Annotated in this window: 16 protein-coding genes; 9 read left to right on the top strand and 7 right to left on the bottom strand. The window is 42.5% G+C overall.

Annotation, left to right across the window (positions count from 1 at the left end; all coding sequences use genetic code 11):
- Positions 1 to 164 precede the first annotated feature (164 nt).
- Complete coding sequence (locus NI461_RS12975) at positions 165 to 368, bottom strand: hypothetical protein (protein ID WP_151204559.1); 204 nt, start codon at positions 366 to 368, stop codon at positions 165 to 167.
- A 412-nt stretch (positions 369 to 780) separates the two neighbouring features.
- On the opposite strand from NI461_RS12975, the gene NI461_RS12970 reads away from it, so the two are divergent.
- A complete protein-coding gene (locus tag NI461_RS12970; RefSeq protein ID WP_151208170.1) occupies positions 781 to 1,053 on the top strand; it encodes a hypothetical protein in 273 nt (90 codons plus the stop codon).
- Between the two features lie 28 nt (positions 1,054 to 1,081).
- On the opposite strand, the gene gloB is transcribed toward NI461_RS12970, so the two are convergent.
- Complete coding sequence (gene gloB, locus NI461_RS12965) at positions 1,082 to 1,816, bottom strand: hydroxyacylglutathione hydrolase (protein WP_174659927.1); 735 nt, start codon at positions 1,814 to 1,816, stop codon at positions 1,082 to 1,084.
- Positions 1,817 to 2,237: 421 nt separating this feature from the next.
- Here gloB and NI461_RS12960 point away from each other — a divergent pair, with 421 nt between their 5' ends.
- Positions 2,238 to 3,059 carry a PhzF family phenazine biosynthesis protein gene (locus NI461_RS12960; RefSeq protein WP_174659926.1) on the top strand — a complete coding sequence of 274 codons (822 nt, stop codon included), beginning with the start codon at positions 2,238 to 2,240 and terminating at the stop codon, positions 3,057 to 3,059.
- A gap of 140 nt (positions 3,060 to 3,199) precedes the next feature.
- Positions 3,200 to 5,971, top strand: a complete 2,772-nt coding sequence (locus tag NI461_RS12955; protein ID WP_174659925.1) for a pitrilysin family protein — start codon at positions 3,200 to 3,202, stop codon at positions 5,969 to 5,971.
- A gap of 73 nt (positions 5,972 to 6,044) precedes the next feature.
- On the opposite strand, the gene NI461_RS12950 is transcribed toward NI461_RS12955, so the two are convergent.
- The 3 genes from NI461_RS12950 to NI461_RS12940 form a co-directional block, all read right to left on the bottom strand.
- Positions 6,045 to 6,305, bottom strand: a complete 261-nt coding sequence (locus NI461_RS12950) for a hypothetical protein (protein WP_174659924.1) — start codon at positions 6,303 to 6,305, stop codon at positions 6,045 to 6,047.
- A gap of 40 nt (positions 6,306 to 6,345) precedes the next feature.
- Positions 6,346 to 7,410 (bottom strand): amidohydrolase, encoded by a 1,065-nt coding sequence (locus tag NI461_RS12945; protein ID WP_174659923.1) that lies wholly within the window; start codon positions 7,408 to 7,410, stop codon positions 6,346 to 6,348.
- A 105-nt stretch (positions 7,411 to 7,515) separates the two neighbouring features.
- Positions 7,516 to 7,911 (bottom strand): DUF3144 domain-containing protein, encoded by a 396-nt coding sequence (locus NI461_RS12940; RefSeq protein ID WP_174659922.1) that lies wholly within the window; start codon positions 7,909 to 7,911, stop codon positions 7,516 to 7,518.
- A 110-nt stretch (positions 7,912 to 8,021) separates the two neighbouring features.
- Here NI461_RS12940 and NI461_RS12935 point away from each other — a divergent pair, with 110 nt between their 5' ends.
- A complete protein-coding gene (locus tag NI461_RS12935) occupies positions 8,022 to 8,654 on the top strand; it encodes a hypothetical protein (protein ID WP_174660582.1) in 633 nt (210 codons plus the stop codon).
- A gap of 10 nt (positions 8,655 to 8,664) precedes the next feature.
- On the opposite strand, the gene NI461_RS12930 is transcribed toward NI461_RS12935, so the two are convergent.
- Positions 8,665 to 10,119 carry a CYTH and CHAD domain-containing protein gene (locus NI461_RS12930; protein ID WP_174659921.1) on the bottom strand — a complete coding sequence of 485 codons (1,455 nt, stop codon included), beginning with the start codon at positions 10,117 to 10,119 and terminating at the stop codon, positions 8,665 to 8,667.
- 122 nt (positions 10,120 to 10,241) lie between these two features.
- Complete coding sequence (locus NI461_RS12925; protein ID WP_174659920.1) at positions 10,242 to 11,699, bottom strand: inorganic triphosphatase; 1,458 nt, start codon at positions 11,697 to 11,699, stop codon at positions 10,242 to 10,244.
- A 318-nt stretch (positions 11,700 to 12,017) separates the two neighbouring features.
- On the opposite strand from NI461_RS12925, the gene NI461_RS12920 reads away from it, so the two are divergent.
- The 5 genes from NI461_RS12920 to NI461_RS12900 all read left to right on the top strand — a co-directional run bounded on the left by NI461_RS12920 (position 12,018) and on the right by NI461_RS12900 (position 15,766).
- Positions 12,018 to 12,401, top strand: a complete 384-nt coding sequence (locus tag NI461_RS12920) for a DUF962 domain-containing protein (protein ID WP_174659919.1) — start codon at positions 12,018 to 12,020, stop codon at positions 12,399 to 12,401.
- 426 nt (positions 12,402 to 12,827) lie between these two features.
- The gene (thiE, locus tag NI461_RS12915; protein ID WP_174659918.1) at positions 12,828 to 13,448 is read left to right on the top strand and encodes a thiamine phosphate synthase; all 621 of its coding nucleotides are present in this window, start codon (positions 12,828 to 12,830) and stop codon (positions 13,446 to 13,448) included.
- 45 nt (positions 13,449 to 13,493) lie between these two features.
- Positions 13,494 to 14,795: a glutamate-1-semialdehyde 2,1-aminomutase gene (gene hemL, locus NI461_RS12910; protein WP_151204580.1), complete on the top strand. Its 1,302-nt coding sequence runs from the start codon at positions 13,494 to 13,496 to the stop codon at positions 14,793 to 14,795.
- A gap of 82 nt (positions 14,796 to 14,877) precedes the next feature.
- The gene (locus NI461_RS12905) at positions 14,878 to 15,297 is read left to right on the top strand and encodes a heme-binding protein (protein WP_174659917.1); all 420 of its coding nucleotides are present in this window, start codon (positions 14,878 to 14,880) and stop codon (positions 15,295 to 15,297) included.
- Positions 15,298 to 15,424: 127 nt separating this feature from the next.
- Positions 15,425 to 15,766 carry a hypothetical protein gene (locus NI461_RS12900; protein ID WP_174659916.1) on the top strand — a complete coding sequence of 114 codons (342 nt, stop codon included), beginning with the start codon at positions 15,425 to 15,427 and terminating at the stop codon, positions 15,764 to 15,766.
- Positions 15,767 to 15,854: the final 88 nt, after the last annotated feature.

The raw sequence follows: 15,854 nt of genomic DNA, 5'->3' as shown, positions 1-15,854 counted from the left end.
CCATCAAAAGAGACAAGGCGATGACCTTGTTTTTTTTCGCCTGAAATTTCTAAATCTTAGAAGTATAAAAAAGCCCATAACAATGGGCTGAAAAGATTTAAAATTTTATTGCATTCACTTCTTTGAATCGACATCCCTATCTTCAAGTGTATCAAACCTGCTGATCAGGCTTTTAAGTGATCTTCAAATTCTTCACCGAGCTGCATGGCTAAAGCATTGCCGGAGAGGTCACAGGTCACCAGGCCATATTCTTTTTTAAAACTGAAACTGAAGCCACGGTCATCAGCCAGAGTGCGAACTGAATAACCTAATTTTTCTAACCACAGGCGAAAGGCGATCAAGTTTTTAGCTTTAACCACTTTTTTCATGAGATAACTCCTTCATCATTGTTAAATGATAGATAAGGGTGAAAAAAATTGTTTTAAAGGGCGATTGCCTTAAATAATTTTAATTTAAAGGAAAATGCAGATTTAATGAACATTCATAGCTGGAGAAAAGCCATCAAATATAGCTTAAGTATATGATTTTTATGTTTTTTAAGATGTTGTAACTAAATGTTGTATGTTTTTAGGTTATAAAAATTATAAATTATTTTTAATATTCAACTGGTTAAGAGAAAATTATGAATGAGACTGTTAAGTAAAAGATTTATTGCATGACTTTTCATGATAAACCGGTTGGATTCTATTTTATTCAAGCATGCTTGGCTGAAGATTTTCTGAGCAGTATTTCTATTTCTCTGATTTATACTATGAAAAAACAGATTGAAATTGAAAGATCATGACTCAGCCCAACATTGAACAGTATGTAAAGCAGCAGATTGAACAGATGCAGCAACAGGCTTTAACTCCGGTTGCTGTCATGCTGGGGCATGAAGACTGGCTGGAGTTTAGTGTGCAATCCCAGGTGGCTTATACACCCTTTGGAAGTGCACGTCGCTACCAGCCAGCACTGGGTGGTTTGCTGCTGGTTAGAGTGAATGAAATGAATACGCTACGCGTAGTAACGCAGGCAGAACTGGATGCTTATGCGCAAAGCAACCAGATTCTTTAGAAGGATTTAAAATCCTGAGAATGAGGAATTAGAAATTGTCTTTTTGCATTCTCAGTTGCTGGAATTCTTCAACACTATTGGCGCGTAAAAATGGATTGGTTTCAAGTTCTAGCTCAATGGTACTTGGCAGAGTGTTTTGACCGAGCATACGCAAACGCTTCACCTGTTCCAAACGTTCCTGAATCTCCAGGTTGTCTGGCTCGACATATTTGGCGAACTGTGCATTAGACAAGGTATATTCATGGGTGCAATAGACCTGTGTACGGGGAGGTAAGGCAGCCAGACGCGACAGAGAGTGATACATTTGCTGATACGTACCTTCAAAAACACGGCCACAGCCCATTGCAAATAAGGTATCACCACAGAACAGCACATCAAGCGTATCAATAAAATAAACGATATGGCCTAAGGTGTGCCCGGGAACGGAGATAACCTGAACTTCAATATCATGAAAGTTAAATTGATTTTCATGTTCAAGCGGATGGCTAATCACCGGAATTTTACTCAGTTCTGCGCGTGGACCATAAACAGGGAGGTTCTGCTCCTGAATTAATCCGGCTACACCGCCCGTATGGTCTTTGTGCCAGTGAGTCAGCCAGATCTGGCTGAGTATCAGAGCATGTTCGGTGCAATAGGTTTTAACCAGTTCTGCTTCAGTCGGATCAATCACCACGACTTGATGGGAAGGTAGATGTTCCAGTAACCAGATATAGTTTTGTAAGGAGTTTTTGACATCAATGCAATGAATTTTGTATGAGGACATAGCGAATCAGCCTAAAGGGTTTTGCTGATAACCTAACATATTTATCGATGTTTTAGCGTTCGCATAAAGTGCCGATTGATCAAGAAATTATATTAACGATAGTGCTTTGCGATTTTGACGTGGCTACTTCCATAGCCTTTTCAATATTGATGGCTATTTGCCATTCTTTTGATATTGTATGCAGATGTGATTTTGCAGAAGTTATTTTAAAGCAAGAGTGTACAGGACGAAATAGCCTGAATTTTAATAGTGTTTCGGATTTTGCTGCTGTGATTTAGTAGCGCAGTTGTTTTGGCGATTGAATTTCAGTGCATCATTGCCTGCCATATCTTCGCTAAAAATAGTGCGAGATATTCCTTTTACGTCACAAACATAGACATAGATAAATGGTCAACAGACCTTAATATACAGGAGCATAAAAATGAAAATGTACCAGGTGGATGCCTTCACTACAGCACTGTTTAAAGGAAATCCGGCCGCGGTGATTGTGCTGGACCAGTGGCTAGATGACAGCCTGATGCAGAATATTGCCCTGGAAAATAATTTGTCCGAGACCGCTTTCGTTCAGGTACGGGATGCAGAAAATTATGCGATTCGCTGGTTTACTCCGACTAAAGAGGTGGATTTCTGTGGACATGCTACTTTAGCCAGCAGCTTTGTGCTGTTTAAAGATTTTACATCAGCCAAGACTATTCAGTTTCACGTTAAAGATCTGGGGATTTTTACGGTCACTCAGGATACAGATGGCAAAATCAGAATGGATTTTCCAGTTCGTCGAGCCAAGCAGGTGACAGAATATCCGGATGAACTCAGACAGGCCCTGAGCAAACCTTTTAAAAATGTCTATTTGAATATTCAGGGCTATATTATTGAATATGAATCGGTACAGGATGTTCTGGACGAACGGCCGAACTTTGAACTGCTCAAACAGTTAAATGGCAAGCGAACGGCCATTACGGCAAAGGGGAGCTTGCTGGATGTGGCGATTACCACAGGTGCTACGCAATATGACTGTATTTCTCGTTACTTTGCGCCCAGTAACGGAATTGATGAAGATCCGGTGACAGGCTCAATCCATACTGGTATTGCACCGCTTTGGGCGGAAAAACTGAATAAGACCGAACTGGTCGCCTATCAGGCTTCGGCACGGGGTGGCGAGCTGTATTGCAGTCTGAAAGCTGAAGATCGGATTGAAATTTCGGGCTATGCCAGGTTATATATGCAGGCTGAAATTTTTATCTAAATTACATTGTAAAACATAATATCGTCTTGGCAGACGGTATGGTATTTCTGGCAATCCGGTTTAAAAGATTATTCAGAGTAAGAGTCGTTTTCTAATATAGACCGGTAATAAAAATTCACCTTTAAAATTTTGGATAAAGAATGTTAATACGCTTTAAAAGTTTAACACTGGCGATTTTATTATCTGGTTATTCGGTGCTGAGTCTGGCCCAGCCAGTGCTACTAAAAACTGAGCAGAATGTTGAAGAATATAAATTAGAAAATGGCTTAAGAATTATTCTCGCGCCAAATGACAAAGAAAATAAAGTATTTATGAACACGGTTTATCTGACCGGTTCACTGAATGATCCGCAAGGCAAGGGGGGATTGGCTCATCTTCTGGAACATCTGGCCTTTAAAGGTACTCGCAATGTCAAAGGAGATGAATTCCAGCGTCGACTGGATCAATATACTTTAATGACCAATGCCAGTACCGACTATTATTCTACCAAATATACCAATGTGGTTCGGCCTGAGCAGACGGCACTCAATGAAGTGATTTTTCTTGAAGCCGAGCGGATGGACAAACTGGTACTGCAAGAAAAATATGTCCCGACTGAAATTGATATTGTGAAACGTGAGCGTGAAATTCGTCTGGATCAGCCTTTCTCGGTCATGATGGATCAAATTTTTAAAGCGGCTTATGGCAATCAGTATCTTGGACGTTTGGCGATTGGCGATCTGGAGGAACTGCAATCCATTAGCATGCAGGAGCTGAACCGGTTTTACCGTCAATGGTATGCACCAAATAATGCCTTCATGGTGATCTCAGGCAAGTTTAACAAGGCGGATGTGCTCAAGCAGATTGATCGCCATTTCAGCCCGATCCAGTCGCGCAATATTCCGGCACAGGCTCAGGTACCGCCTTTAAAACCTGAACAGATCGCACCGCGTGAGTTTACCGTGCAAAAAGGTAGTGATCTGGCAAAATACAGTATTTATTTAACGGGTGCCAATGAAAGTGTTAAAACAGCATTGGCCATTTCGCCGACGTTATATACGCTGCAACCGAGTGGACATTTGTATCAAAGTATGGTGGAAACCGGGAAATCCACCACAGTGCAATCCGCAACCTGGCTCGACCGGGATTTTAATCTGGTGATGATGGGTGCGATTTATGGACCGAATCATCAGGCACCAGGTATAAAGGAAGGATTGATACAAGGCATTGAGCAGAGTCAGCCTTTTAATGAAGTCGAACTTAACCGTACAAAAAATCTGGTACGTAACCAGGCCGATATGATCAAAAATAGTGCAGCCGCGATAGGTTCCCGTCTGAGTGATTATGCAGTGGCTTATTCTGGGGACTGGAGCCAATACTTTAAAGATCTGGATTCGATCCAAAAGCTGAGTGTGAATGATGTCAATCGAGCCTATCAGGTCTTTTTTAAACCAGAGCATCGTATTTTCGGGAATATTCTGCCTACACCAGAAGATCAGAAAAAAGCACAGCAACTGGCGCAGAGCGAAGCCCCACAAAAAAGTTTAGCGCCTTCGGCTGAAGCAGAAGAACCATTAAAGGATGTCAGAGTTTATCAGGCGGAAGTAAAAGATTATGTGCAGCAGTCCAAGCAATATCTGCATGAAAAAGAACAGCAGATCCAGCGCGGTAAGCTGAAAAATGGCATTAAATATGCGCTGTTTCCGACCACTACACGTGATGATAAGGTATATGCCACCATTGCTCTGGATTTTGGTACAGCACAAACCTTATTGAATAAGGGTGAAGTACTGGATCTGATGGCATATCTATTATTGCGTTCTTCAGAAACCCAGAGTTTGCAGCAGATTGCAGACAAGATTATTGAAGTTGGCGGATCTGCCACTGCAAGTGCAGCGGTGAATGGCTTGACCATTCAAATCAGTGCCAAAAAAGAAAAATTCGAAGAGTTTTTTCAGTATGTGGTTGAGGTGCTTAAAAACCCGGTATTTGAACAAAGCCAGTTTGATCTGATCAAGGGGCAGACTTTATCAACTCTGGATCGTCCTTATACGGAGCCAGATACTGTTGCTGGGCTGACCATGTCGCGAATCATTGAAATCTACCAGCCAGGAGATATTCGCTATCATTTTGAACCTGAGCTGGCGACCCGACAGTTTAAAGCGGCCACCCGTGAACAGGTAGTGGCCTTGTATCAGCAGTTTTTTAAAACCCATCATGCACAAATTGCGGTTACGGGTGAATTTAACCCCAAGTTCATGCAAAACATCCTGAAAAAAAGTTTTGCTGACTGGAAAACCCAACAGCCTTATGAGCGCCTGAAATCGGTATATAGAGCTTATCCTGCCCAACAAGTTCATGCCTTATCTGAGCAGCGTGAGTTTGGCAGCTATCAGGCACTGATGACTTTGCCGGTGGGGGCGGACAATCCTGATGTGCCGGCTTTGCAGGTCTTTGAATATATTCTGGGGAATTCCCAGTTGTCTTCCCGTTTGGCTCAGGAGCTACGTGAAAAAAATGCCTTGGTCTATGGATTTGGTGCCAATCTCCAGTTTGATGAATGGGCGGAGTCAGGCGCGCTCTCCATTGATGCAAACTATACGGCAGGGAAATCAGCACAAGTTTCACAAGCAGTATATAAAGTGTTGAATGAGCTATTGACCCGGGGTGTCACGGAACAGGAAGTGGAAGCTGCCAAAGCCAGTATTCTAAAAAAACGCTTAAATGCGCTGGAAGATGATCGCCGTATTCATAACATGCTGGTTCCGCAACTGGATAAAGACCGTAATCTGTTGTATCGGGAAAAACGTGATCAGGCGATTGCCCAACTCAGTAAAGCCGACATTGATGCCGTGATTAAAAAATACATCAAGCCAAATCAGCTGGTGGAAGTGATGGCCGATCAGTATGGAAAAGAAGTTAAGCAATCATAGTGTGAGTAGGTAAATAGAAAAATCCCCTCAAGTCGGGGATTTTTTATTTTTCAATATTATTTAAAGCCCTAATTTAAGTAACTTTTCTGGTAAACAGGATTCCACCTAAAACGCCAGATAGCACAGCACTGGCTAAGCTCCACCAGAAAGTGGCAAAAAGAAACAGGAAAATACCACCTGATATTAAGATTGCTCCGAAAGCAATATCTTTATTAAAGGGTAAGTGAATCATATGTTGGTAATAGCAGGATGCCATTCCACTAAAACAGATCACCAGGCAAATATATAAAAGTTTTTCTGACAAGGGACTAGCGATCATTTCTTCCCAGAGCATATGTATTTTCCTCCTTTTTTAAGGATCCAGACGCTTATTCTTATAATTTATAAAACGCTTTAGCATTTTCATAAAAAATCGGCTTTAAGGCATTTTCATCATAAGCCTGCACAATATCGCTAAACGCATCAATAATGTTAGTGAGTGAGCTGCTGACACGATCCATCGGAAAGTTGGACGCAAACATCACGCGCTTAGCTCCAAAGCAGTTTAAAGCATGCTGAATCAGGGGAGCTGCACGTTCTACTAGTTCCTGTTTAGTTGCCAGTCGTTTCTGCTGATGAAAATCATGCCCTAAAACAGGCATAAACAAGCCAGACATTTTAGTCGATACATTCGTGCATTGTGCCAGTTCAGCCAGATCCTCTATCCATGCCTGAAAAATATATTCACGTTGCTGAGCTGTCTTGCCAGTGCTTTTACCCACCTTGCCAAATAAACCAGCAGGCGTACCCAGATGATCCAGCACGATAGGTGTGTCTGGAAAGGCTTTGGCCAGCGCAGTAACATCTGAAATCTGGAGAGAATATACCCAGGCATCAAAGCTTAAATCTTGCTTGGCCAGTTCCTCAAAACCTTTGAGGAATTTTTTATTGCGGTACAGATGCGGTTCATCTGCCCATGCATGAATAGCTTTATCTGCATGGACTGCTGCCATTTTACGGATGCCACGAAACTTGGGTGAGGCTTCACGATGTAATTGCAGGAGCTGTTTAAAATTTTTCTGTCGTGGATCCGCCGTGGCGACAATGCCACCTAACTGGATATTATGCTGATCAAAAGGAAGTCCAGCGATGAAGCGGGTTTCGTTTACCACGCCCGTACCTTTCTGTTGATGCCAACTGGCTTCGACATGCACAATCTGCTCCACCTTATAATGACCTGCATCTTTCTTGTAATTTCCAGGCAGGTAGGGTGCAGTCAGATGTTCAGTCAAGCCAATCGTTTCAATCACATCTTTGGGTTTTAACAGTCGAACCATCTTGTCTAGCAATCTAGGATGTTTGCCAAACAGCTTCACCGCGAAAGCCGCGGCATGCGGGGTAGTATAGGGATCCCATTGGTGGATATGCGGGTCAATGATTGAAAAGGGAAGTGATTGCATAATATTCTTGGTCCGTCCTTAATTTTTATTATTTTTTATATAGGCCTACAGTCAGCCTACAGTCAATTTTTTTGTGTCCATAAAAAAAGCCCCGTAGGGCTTTCATTAATGATCATGGTCGTGTTGATGCTTATTGGCATGAAACTCTTCATTACGACGGAAACGTAAATAGTTTTCAAACTGCTCGCAGTATTCATCATAATTGTCTTCCAGCATCATCTGGAACTGCTGCAAGATATAAGACATGACCTGATCTTTAGCATCGCGCATTTCATTGCCATCTTTAAAATTGTTGGCAGCGACCCAGGTATTAAAACGGGCTGTACCAAACAGCATTGCAGCGCTGACCTGACCGCGTTTGTCTGCCGGATTTTCCTGAGAACCTTTTTTTACGCGGCTAAATTCATTGGCCTGTTTAATAAATTCATCAGCACGTTCAAAGAATGCAGCATTTAACGCTTCTTCTTCGGTTACATCGGCTGCTTCAATCTTTTGAACCATGAATTTTTCCTGACTATAAAATCTTGATGTCTAATTATAGGCAAAGCCTTGCAGAAACTAAACCTTTGCCTTAATCTAAAAATAGCCTAAGCAATTAAAGTGTGAATACCATGCAAGATGCAATTGCGGTACAAAGCCTGAAAAGTGATATTGCCTTGTTGCGCCAGAATATATGGCCACCCGCAAATCTGGCCAATGTTGAAGGTTTACCGATTTACTATGGCACCAAGTCGCAGGTGGATGAATATTACACACAATGGCTGGGTCTGATTGAAAGAGCACAAGACCTGTTTCAGCCGTTTATGGAAGATGAGGTCGTAGATGCAGTTCACCTGCCCGGTCACCTGAATCTACCCTTATTCTATTTTCATGTGGATCGCATCCGTATTAATAAGACTCGGGCCAAAGAATCCAAAACCTTTCGCGGTACTGCCAGTCTGATAGAAAAATGCGGACAGTTTGAAGCAGAACAGGTGGCTGCCATGCAGCGTTGGCTGGACAGTGATGAAACAGCAGCGTTGGTGGCACACCGTGAATTTGTTGACTTACGGACTTATGTATTTCAGCATAGGCAAAGTGAATATACGCGCACCCGATTTTATGTAAATGGGATCGTGCTGAGTGTCGAGCCAGACTTTGAGCTGGTGGATGCACGCGATAAGCCACGCAAACAACGTAGTGATAGTTATAGCGATCCATTGGCAGATAATAATATCTGGAAAGTGTATGGCAAAAATCGTTAAAGCCATGTCGCTATGACCAGAATGGCTCGGTTTTAGTAAACTGTATTAACCGGGCCGCAGCTTCAGCAGACAGGCGTTGTTGTTCAGCTTTAATCCATCCCAGCACAAACCAGGCTTTGGGCTGCTTTTTCACATAGGGAAGGAATAGCTCTTCTGCAACGAACAGATCGTTATAATGTCCTAAACTTTCCTGAACAGGCTTTAATGCTTTGAGATACGCTTTTACTTCCTGCTCGACAAACAGGCTTTGCAAAAACTCAATATTATAGCGTAAACGCTTGACTCGCTTGCGAGTACGATGTCGTGCCTCAATATCCAGCTGTATATAATTGGCTGCATCCTCACAAATTTTGTGGTGCAAGCTGCTGAGACTGGTGCAAAGTGTTTTATGGGAAGATGGATGTGGCTTAAATTTGCGCTGGCTAAAGCCTAAAAGTTCAAGAAACAGCTTTGTAATCGCGGGCTGTTGAAACAGTTGACTGATATTGAACTGCCCTTTAGGAGCAGGAGGTAATACTAAAAGTGGTGAACCGGCTTGTTTTAATTGTGGGAGCAGGCTTCCAGCTAAGGCATCCCGATCGCGGGTAGCGCCTAATTGCTGAAAAATATCCCGCAGCTGATCTTGCCATTCAGCTGGACATTTTTTGGTTTCGGACTGGAAAATTTTTAAGGCACTGCGTAAACGACGGACTGCAACACGTGCCTGATGCACATGGTCGCTATTATAGTGTTCTAGGGCAATTGCCGTTGCATTCGGAAAAAGATGAGTCAGACAGTTTGCTACAATTTTTTGCAGGATTTTAGCAACATCGGTTTCCTCTTCTAAATTGAGTACAACCTGATGCTGAACTGGAAGCTGCTGTTCAGCCTTTAATAGGGCATAACCGCGTTCAGATTTGTTGCGTACATCCAGCCACAACTGATAAGGTTCAACCCAAGTTTCTACACATGCAATCAGTTGATCCAGTGTACCAGTTTTAAGCTCAAATTCGACTTCATAAATATGAGCAATCTGGTCTCCAGAGCGAATTTCTCCAATATCGAAAGCTATTTCTATCTGGCTCTGCTGGTAATTATACTGGATGACCTGACGTTTGACCTCTGTTTCGAATTGGAGCAGTAGGGGAGTATTCAGCTTGCCTATTGCCTGCTTGAGTATTTTTTTGGCCTGCTTATCTTTTTGATATAGATGAAAATTACACGATTCTGGCTGGGTTTCCCCCAGGCAATGTTCCAGTTCAAAACGCTCAAACTCATGCCGCGCAGGTGCCTTTAACGTCTGAAACCATTGTTTATCTTCCAGACGTTGCCGCAGTGCGATTTTATGTTGCTGTAATTGCTGATCGTGAGTATCAAAATATTGGGCATATAGATGATGCCGGGCAGGCGCATACTGCTGAAAATCTTGTTCAAACTGGCTGCGTGTATGTAAAGGGATTTGAAATTTCAATTCAACCTCTGCCATCGGATCACACCTGCACGATGTAACGGGATAGCATTCAATATATCCCAAAGATCCATAGCTGTGTGAGGCACTTCTGCAACAAAAAAGCACGCCGTAGCGTGCTTGAAACTCTTTGATGAGATTTATTTAAGAAATTTGCGACTGACCAGAAACTGTTCGGTCGTTTCTAGCAGCTTTTGTGCATAAACTTCCTGCTTGGCGGTCAGCCAGCCCAGAACAAACCAGTCACTGGCTTCCAGTTCAGTCTGCTGGATATAAAGCGCTGAAGATGCCAGAGTTTGATATTCTTGGGCGGCTTGCTGGGCATCATTCAAAGCCTTGCTGTATTTTTGCAGATTCTTTACATCATAGACATGCGTCAAAATCGGGAAGCTGAATTTCAGTTCCTGAATACGCATCGACAACTGATCCAGACTGTCAAAATCGGCACTATCTGTTTGATTCATTTGTTCTTGCAAGGCTTTATACTGTTGTTGTAGACAGGTTTGTGCTGCAGTTTTCAGATCTGGCCCGGATTTCTGATGGCCGCTTAAACTGAAAATCAGCAATTCCAGATAATGATGCACATTTTGGGTGGATTTCACCAGATGATTCAGTTTCTCCTGAGCATACAGAATATCTTTGGTCAGGTTTTCTGCGGTGGTTGGATTTTGCAGGAAACTGGCCAGCGTGTTTTGCATATGTTGCAAATGCTGTAAATGTTCAAACTGTTTTTTAAATGCTTCCAGCTGATGTGCCCATTTATCCGAAACGCCTGTATGCCAGTCCTTAAACAGTAGCAGACTTAAATGGAGATGATGCAGGGCCTGTTGTGCCTGCTCAATGTGCTCCTGTTCAGCCACATGCGCCGATATGGCCGCAATATTAGGTAAAAGATGCTGCATCTGTTGGGCAATCAGGCTGCATAGATTCTCGCCTGCACTGGATTTTTTGCTCAGCTGAAATTCTTTAGCCTGTGTTGCCGGGCTAACCGTTTGGGCACTGGCCAGGAGATTGCCTATTTCAGCCTTGCTGCGTACATCCAGCCAGAGCTGATATTTTTTGACCCATTCAAAGCTCATAGCCAGCAGGTTTTGCACAGAACCCTGTTTAAGCTCAAACTCGACCTCGTGTACGTCCTGTTCAGCATCTGGCGTGCGGATATGACCAACATCCAGACTGACTTCAATCTGGCTGTCTTCATACTCAATGACACGTAAGGTACGTACAATATCCGTTTCAAACTGAAGTTTTAGATGGTCAAATTGTTGCCCTAGGGCACCCACCAGAATTTCCTGAGCTTCAGGACACTGCTGATAAATACCCAGCTCCAGTTCAGGCGAATGAGCCAGTTCTCCAAAATCATGATTATGCTCAAAGCGTTCGATATGACTTTTGCCAGCTGCTTTTAGAGTCTGGATCCAGCGTGTTCCTTCAAGGCGTTGACGCAATGCCACACCATGCTGAGCTAACTGACGGTCAGCGGTATCATAATATTTGGCCTGAAGCTGGATCTGTTGCGATTTCTTAGGATCAAGTGCCTTGAGCAGGGCTTGACGGCGTGCTGCCGGAATCTGAAACTTGAGTTCAACTTCAACCATGATAATTATCCTGTCTGCTCAGCTATTCAAATAAGACTGAAGCCTGCTTGCTGTAATGAGGTTGCGAAAGATCGCGGAAATATTTTTAGATTTTTAAGCAGCAGATTGTAACCAAATTCAAATCACATGTAAGACTTGACCAAAGGGAAAAAGTGCTGATTAAAGAAATTAATATAAAATTTCATAGGTATATGTTTATTTAATACTAGAAAATTCAGTAATTAATAGACCCAGAATGAGATTGAGACTATAGGATGAACAGTCTTTTAATTGTCCAAATTATGCGCTAATGTTGCAGAAAGACTTCAGGATGATGTTATGAATGCACCGATTCAAGTAGAGCAGGGAAATATAGTTGCGGCGTCTCCGCAAATGCCCATTCGTGATTATCATGAATTTTACCGATTTTATCTGACTGAACATCGCCACATTATGAGCCGTCGTCTGCATATTACGGGAAGCAGTATAGGACTTTATTTTTTTAGCAAGGCGCTTCGTCAGCGTAAGGCCAAATATCTGACTTATGGGCTGCTTTCAGGTTATGCCTGCGCATGGATTGGACATTTTGTTTTTGAAAAAAATAAACCGGCCAGCTTCAAGCAGCCTTTCTACAGCTTTATTTCTGACTGGCGTATGTTTGCTGATGTGTTACGGATGAATATCAGTTTGATTGATACTCAATACGATAAAATTTCTGTTTAATTCATATCCATGTTTTATTGAATAGTGCTTTAATGGATAAGTGCAAACAGATAAAAAGACTTGTAAGCGAAATTTTATTATTTTATTAATCGTGATATGACTTAGTTGAGGTTTTTATCAAGGTAAATTATTCTGAATCAACCAGTTTTCCAAGCCTGGAGCGACCTTCTCCGGGCTTTTTTTATGCCTAAAAATACTGAATCGATCAAGCTGTCGGTGACAGCAATGGGCCAAATTTTTTATACAGCAGATGATTACATAACTTTTCTACTTATAAAAAGACTTTTGAGGTTGGAGAACAAGTCCACTGTCTCCCCTTAGATAAAAATAGATTCAGGCTTTGATATTCAGCGGTTTACTTCACTGAACCACAAAAATAACAACGCTTCGGGCTATAATAGAGCCATTCTATTAGTGGCGAGTACGATGCGCGGTCTATATTTAATTACCAATGATGATGCATTGGAACTTTTATTAGAGAAACTCGAAGCAGCCTTGGCGACAGGCCATATTGCGATCTTGCAATACCGCCGTAAAAAAGTGGCAAAACCGGATCAAGACGCAGAAGTTGAGCTAATAAAAGCGTTAGCAGAGAAATACCGGACACCTTTTGTGATTAATGATGATCTGGCTATGGCAGAAAAATTCGGCTTGGGGGTGCATCTGGGACAGTCGGATGGTGAGATTTCCGACGCTGCTGGACGTTTGCCACATGGCGCAATTATTGGACGTTCATGCAATAATTCAATTGAACTTTCAGACAAAGCGATTGCTGATGGCGCCACTTATGTCGCTTTCGGGGCGATCTATGCCACCGATACCAAACCTGAAGCAGGTAATATCGGGCTTGAAACGCTAAAGCAGGCGAAAGCAAAATATCAGTTGCCGATTTGTGCAATTGGGGGGTTAAGCGTAGAAAACTCTCAGGCCGTGATTGAAGCAGGGGCTGACCTTTGTGCGGTGATCAGTGATATATTAGCCTTAGCGGTTCAAGACATTCCTGCGCGTGTAAATGCGTGGGCTGCATTGTTTGCAGAAACAGTTTAATTTGATTTTTTTTGTTTATATTTCATTTTTTAGTTGAGTGCATCCATGAGCTTATCTCCAAAGCAAGAGCAATTGTTTAAACAGGCCAGTAAACATATTCCAGGCGGCGTGAACTCACCAGTGCGTGCATTTAATAGCGTAGGCGGTACGCCAGTTTTTATTGAGAAGGCGCAAGGGGCTTATCTCTATGATGTCGATGGTAAACGCTATGTAGACTACGTTGGTTCGTGGGGGCCAATGATTTTGGGCCATGCACATCCTGCGATTATTAAGGCTGTACAAGATGCCGCTGTAGACGGCTTGAGCTTTGGTGCGCCGACCGTGCATGAAACGACACTGGCAGATATTATCTGTGACATCATGCCATCAATTGAATTGGTTCGTATGACCAACTCGGGTACTGAAGCGACCATGACTGCGATCCGTCTGGCACGTGGTTATACAGGCCGTGACAAGATTGTCAAATTTGAAGGCTGTTACCATGGTCATTCCGACTCTCTGCTAGTCAAAGCCGGCTCAGGTCTTTTGACTACAGGTGAGGGCGAGGCGACATCGGCAGGTGTGCCGGCTGATTTTGCCAAACATACTTTAACGCTGCCATACAATGATATTGCAACTTTAAAAGAATGCTTTGCCAAGTTCGGTTCTGAAATTGCCGGTGTAATTGTCGAGCCAGTTGCAGGTAATATGAACCTGGTTGCACCCGTTGAAGGATTTTTGCAAGCGATTCGTGACGTGTGTGATGAGCACGGTTCGGTATTTATTATTGATGAAGTCATGACCGGTTTCCGGGTCGGACTAGGCGGTGCACAGGCGCATTATGGGGTTACGCCAGACTTAACGACTCTAGGTAAAATCATTGGGGCTGGTCTGCCAGTGGGTGCTTTTGGTGGTAAACGAGAAGTCATGGAGTGCATCGCACCACTTGGTAAGGTCTATCAGGCAGGCACATTGTCTGGTAACCCGCTGGCAATGCGTGCAGGTATTGAGATGTTTAAACATCTGCGCGAGCCAGGCTTCTATGAAAAACTGACTGCACAACTTGAAAAACTTCTTACAGGCTTGCAAGCGGCAGCAGATGAAGCGGGTATTCCATTCAAGACTCAACAAGTGGGCGGCATGTTCGGTCTGTATTTCACGGATCAGGTAGACATCACCAGTTTTGATTCCATGTTGAAATGTGATGTTGATGCTTTCCGTAAATTCTTCCACGGTATGTTAAAACGTGGAGTAAATCTGGCGCCATCCGCTTTTGAAGCTGGCTTTATTTCAGCAGCACACAGTGATGACGATATTGCCTTTACGCTTCAGGCTGCGGCTGAGACGTTTGCCGAAATGAAAGCCTAAACTTTTTAGTTTTCTGCTATTTATTTAAGCCTGAATTCTTTCGGGCTTTTTTTATAGAGATCTTGAACAAGGAAAAAGAGGGATGCACACCAAACATTATCTGACTTTAAATGATGCCGAATTTTTATTAGATCAGGCATATCAATATGCCATGCAGAACAATTTTAAGGTCAGTATTGCGGTTATGGATGAAACCGGTCATTTGCTGGTAATGAAGCGTATGGATGGCAGTTCACCAATGACTGCAAATCTGGCAATTGAAAAAGCAAAATGCTCAGCCATAAGTGGCCGTCCATCCAAACTATTCGAAGATATGATTAAAGGTGGTCAAATGGGTTTTCTGACTATGGAAAGTTTTTCGGGCATGCTAGAAGGTGGAGAGCCGATTTTATATCAAGGCCAACTGGTGGGGGCGATGGGTGTTTCTGGGGCGAAATCATTTCAGGATACTGAAATAGCACAAATGGCCATTGAGAAGTTTTTGGCCCAGCAAGCGGTGTGACTATTTGAAAATGAGACATTTTTATAATCAGTTGCCCGGATATTGATTAAGAAAATGCATGTCATTTTAAATTTATTTTTATAAATTCATCAGGTCTATATTAATTTTAGGAAATCTTGGGATAAAAATGAAATTACTGCTGAATAATAAAAAATTCATGAATACTAACAATACAGCGAATGGAGAAGTATCCTGTGAAACTATTTTTCACTATCAGCAAGTTGGTAAACAAATAGAAGCTACATATTCTGGAGGTCGGATTATAAGTGGACATTTAATAGGTTTCATGACTTCTGAAAGCACATTTACAATGAGCTACCATCACATAAATGAAAAGAATGAATTACGTGTAGGGCAGTGTAATACTGAGATTGAAATCCAGAATAATGGAAAAATTAAACTCATAGAAAATTGGCAATGGCTTAATGGTGATTGCTCTAAAGGTGAATCATTTCTTTTAGAAATCTAGAGCGTGTCCTCATTTGAAGAATTGGTTTTAAATACTTAAAATCCTCCTTTGAGTTATTTTTATTTCTACATTTTCAATGGCACGCACT

It is taken from the genome of Acinetobacter sp. S4400-12 (assembly GCF_024129495.1).
GTDB classification, from domain to species: domain Bacteria; phylum Pseudomonadota; class Gammaproteobacteria; order Pseudomonadales; family Moraxellaceae; genus Acinetobacter; species Acinetobacter lwoffii_C.
Note: the sequence above shows the minus strand (reverse complement) of the source record. Positions and strands in the feature narration are given on the sequence as shown.

Bases quoted from the DNA above. Each gene is read 5' to 3' on its own strand.
- NI461_RS12975 (WP_151204559.1), bottom strand. From the start codon at position 368: ATGAAAAAAGTGGTTAAAGCTAAAAACTTGATCGCCTTTCGCCTGTGG.
- NI461_RS12970 (WP_151208170.1), top strand. From the start codon at position 781: ATGACTCAGCCCAACATTGAACAGTATGTAAAGCAGCAGATTGAACAG.
- gloB (WP_174659927.1), bottom strand. From the start codon at position 1,816: ATGTCCTCATACAAAATTCATTGCATTGATGTCAAAAACTCCTTACAA.
- NI461_RS12960 (WP_174659926.1), top strand. From the start codon at position 2,238: ATGAAAATGTACCAGGTGGATGCCTTCACTACAGCACTGTTTAAAGGA.
- NI461_RS12955 (WP_174659925.1), top strand. From the start codon at position 3,200: ATGTTAATACGCTTTAAAAGTTTAACACTGGCGATTTTATTATCTGGT.
- NI461_RS12950 (WP_174659924.1), bottom strand. From the start codon at position 6,305: ATGCTCTGGGAAGAAATGATCGCTAGTCCCTTGTCAGAAAAACTTTTA.
- NI461_RS12945 (WP_174659923.1), bottom strand. From the start codon at position 7,410: ATGCAATCACTTCCCTTTTCAATCATTGACCCGCATATCCACCAATGG.
- NI461_RS12940 (WP_174659922.1), bottom strand. From the start codon at position 7,911: ATGGTTCAAAAGATTGAAGCAGCCGATGTAACCGAAGAAGAAGCGTTA.
- NI461_RS12935 (WP_174660582.1), top strand. From the start codon at position 8,022: ATGCAAGATGCAATTGCGGTACAAAGCCTGAAAAGTGATATTGCCTTG.
- NI461_RS12930 (WP_174659921.1), bottom strand. From the start codon at position 10,119: ATGGCAGAGGTTGAATTGAAATTTCAAATCCCTTTACATACACGCAGC.
- NI461_RS12925 (WP_174659920.1), bottom strand. From the start codon at position 11,699: ATGGTTGAAGTTGAACTCAAGTTTCAGATTCCGGCAGCACGCCGTCAA.
- NI461_RS12920 (WP_174659919.1), top strand. From the start codon at position 12,018: ATGAATGCACCGATTCAAGTAGAGCAGGGAAATATAGTTGCGGCGTCT.
- thiE (WP_174659918.1), top strand. From the start codon at position 12,828: ATGCGCGGTCTATATTTAATTACCAATGATGATGCATTGGAACTTTTA.
- hemL (WP_151204580.1), top strand. From the start codon at position 13,494: ATGAGCTTATCTCCAAAGCAAGAGCAATTGTTTAAACAGGCCAGTAAA.
- NI461_RS12905 (WP_174659917.1), top strand. From the start codon at position 14,878: ATGCACACCAAACATTATCTGACTTTAAATGATGCCGAATTTTTATTA.
- NI461_RS12900 (WP_174659916.1), top strand. From the start codon at position 15,425: ATGAAATTACTGCTGAATAATAAAAAATTCATGAATACTAACAATACA.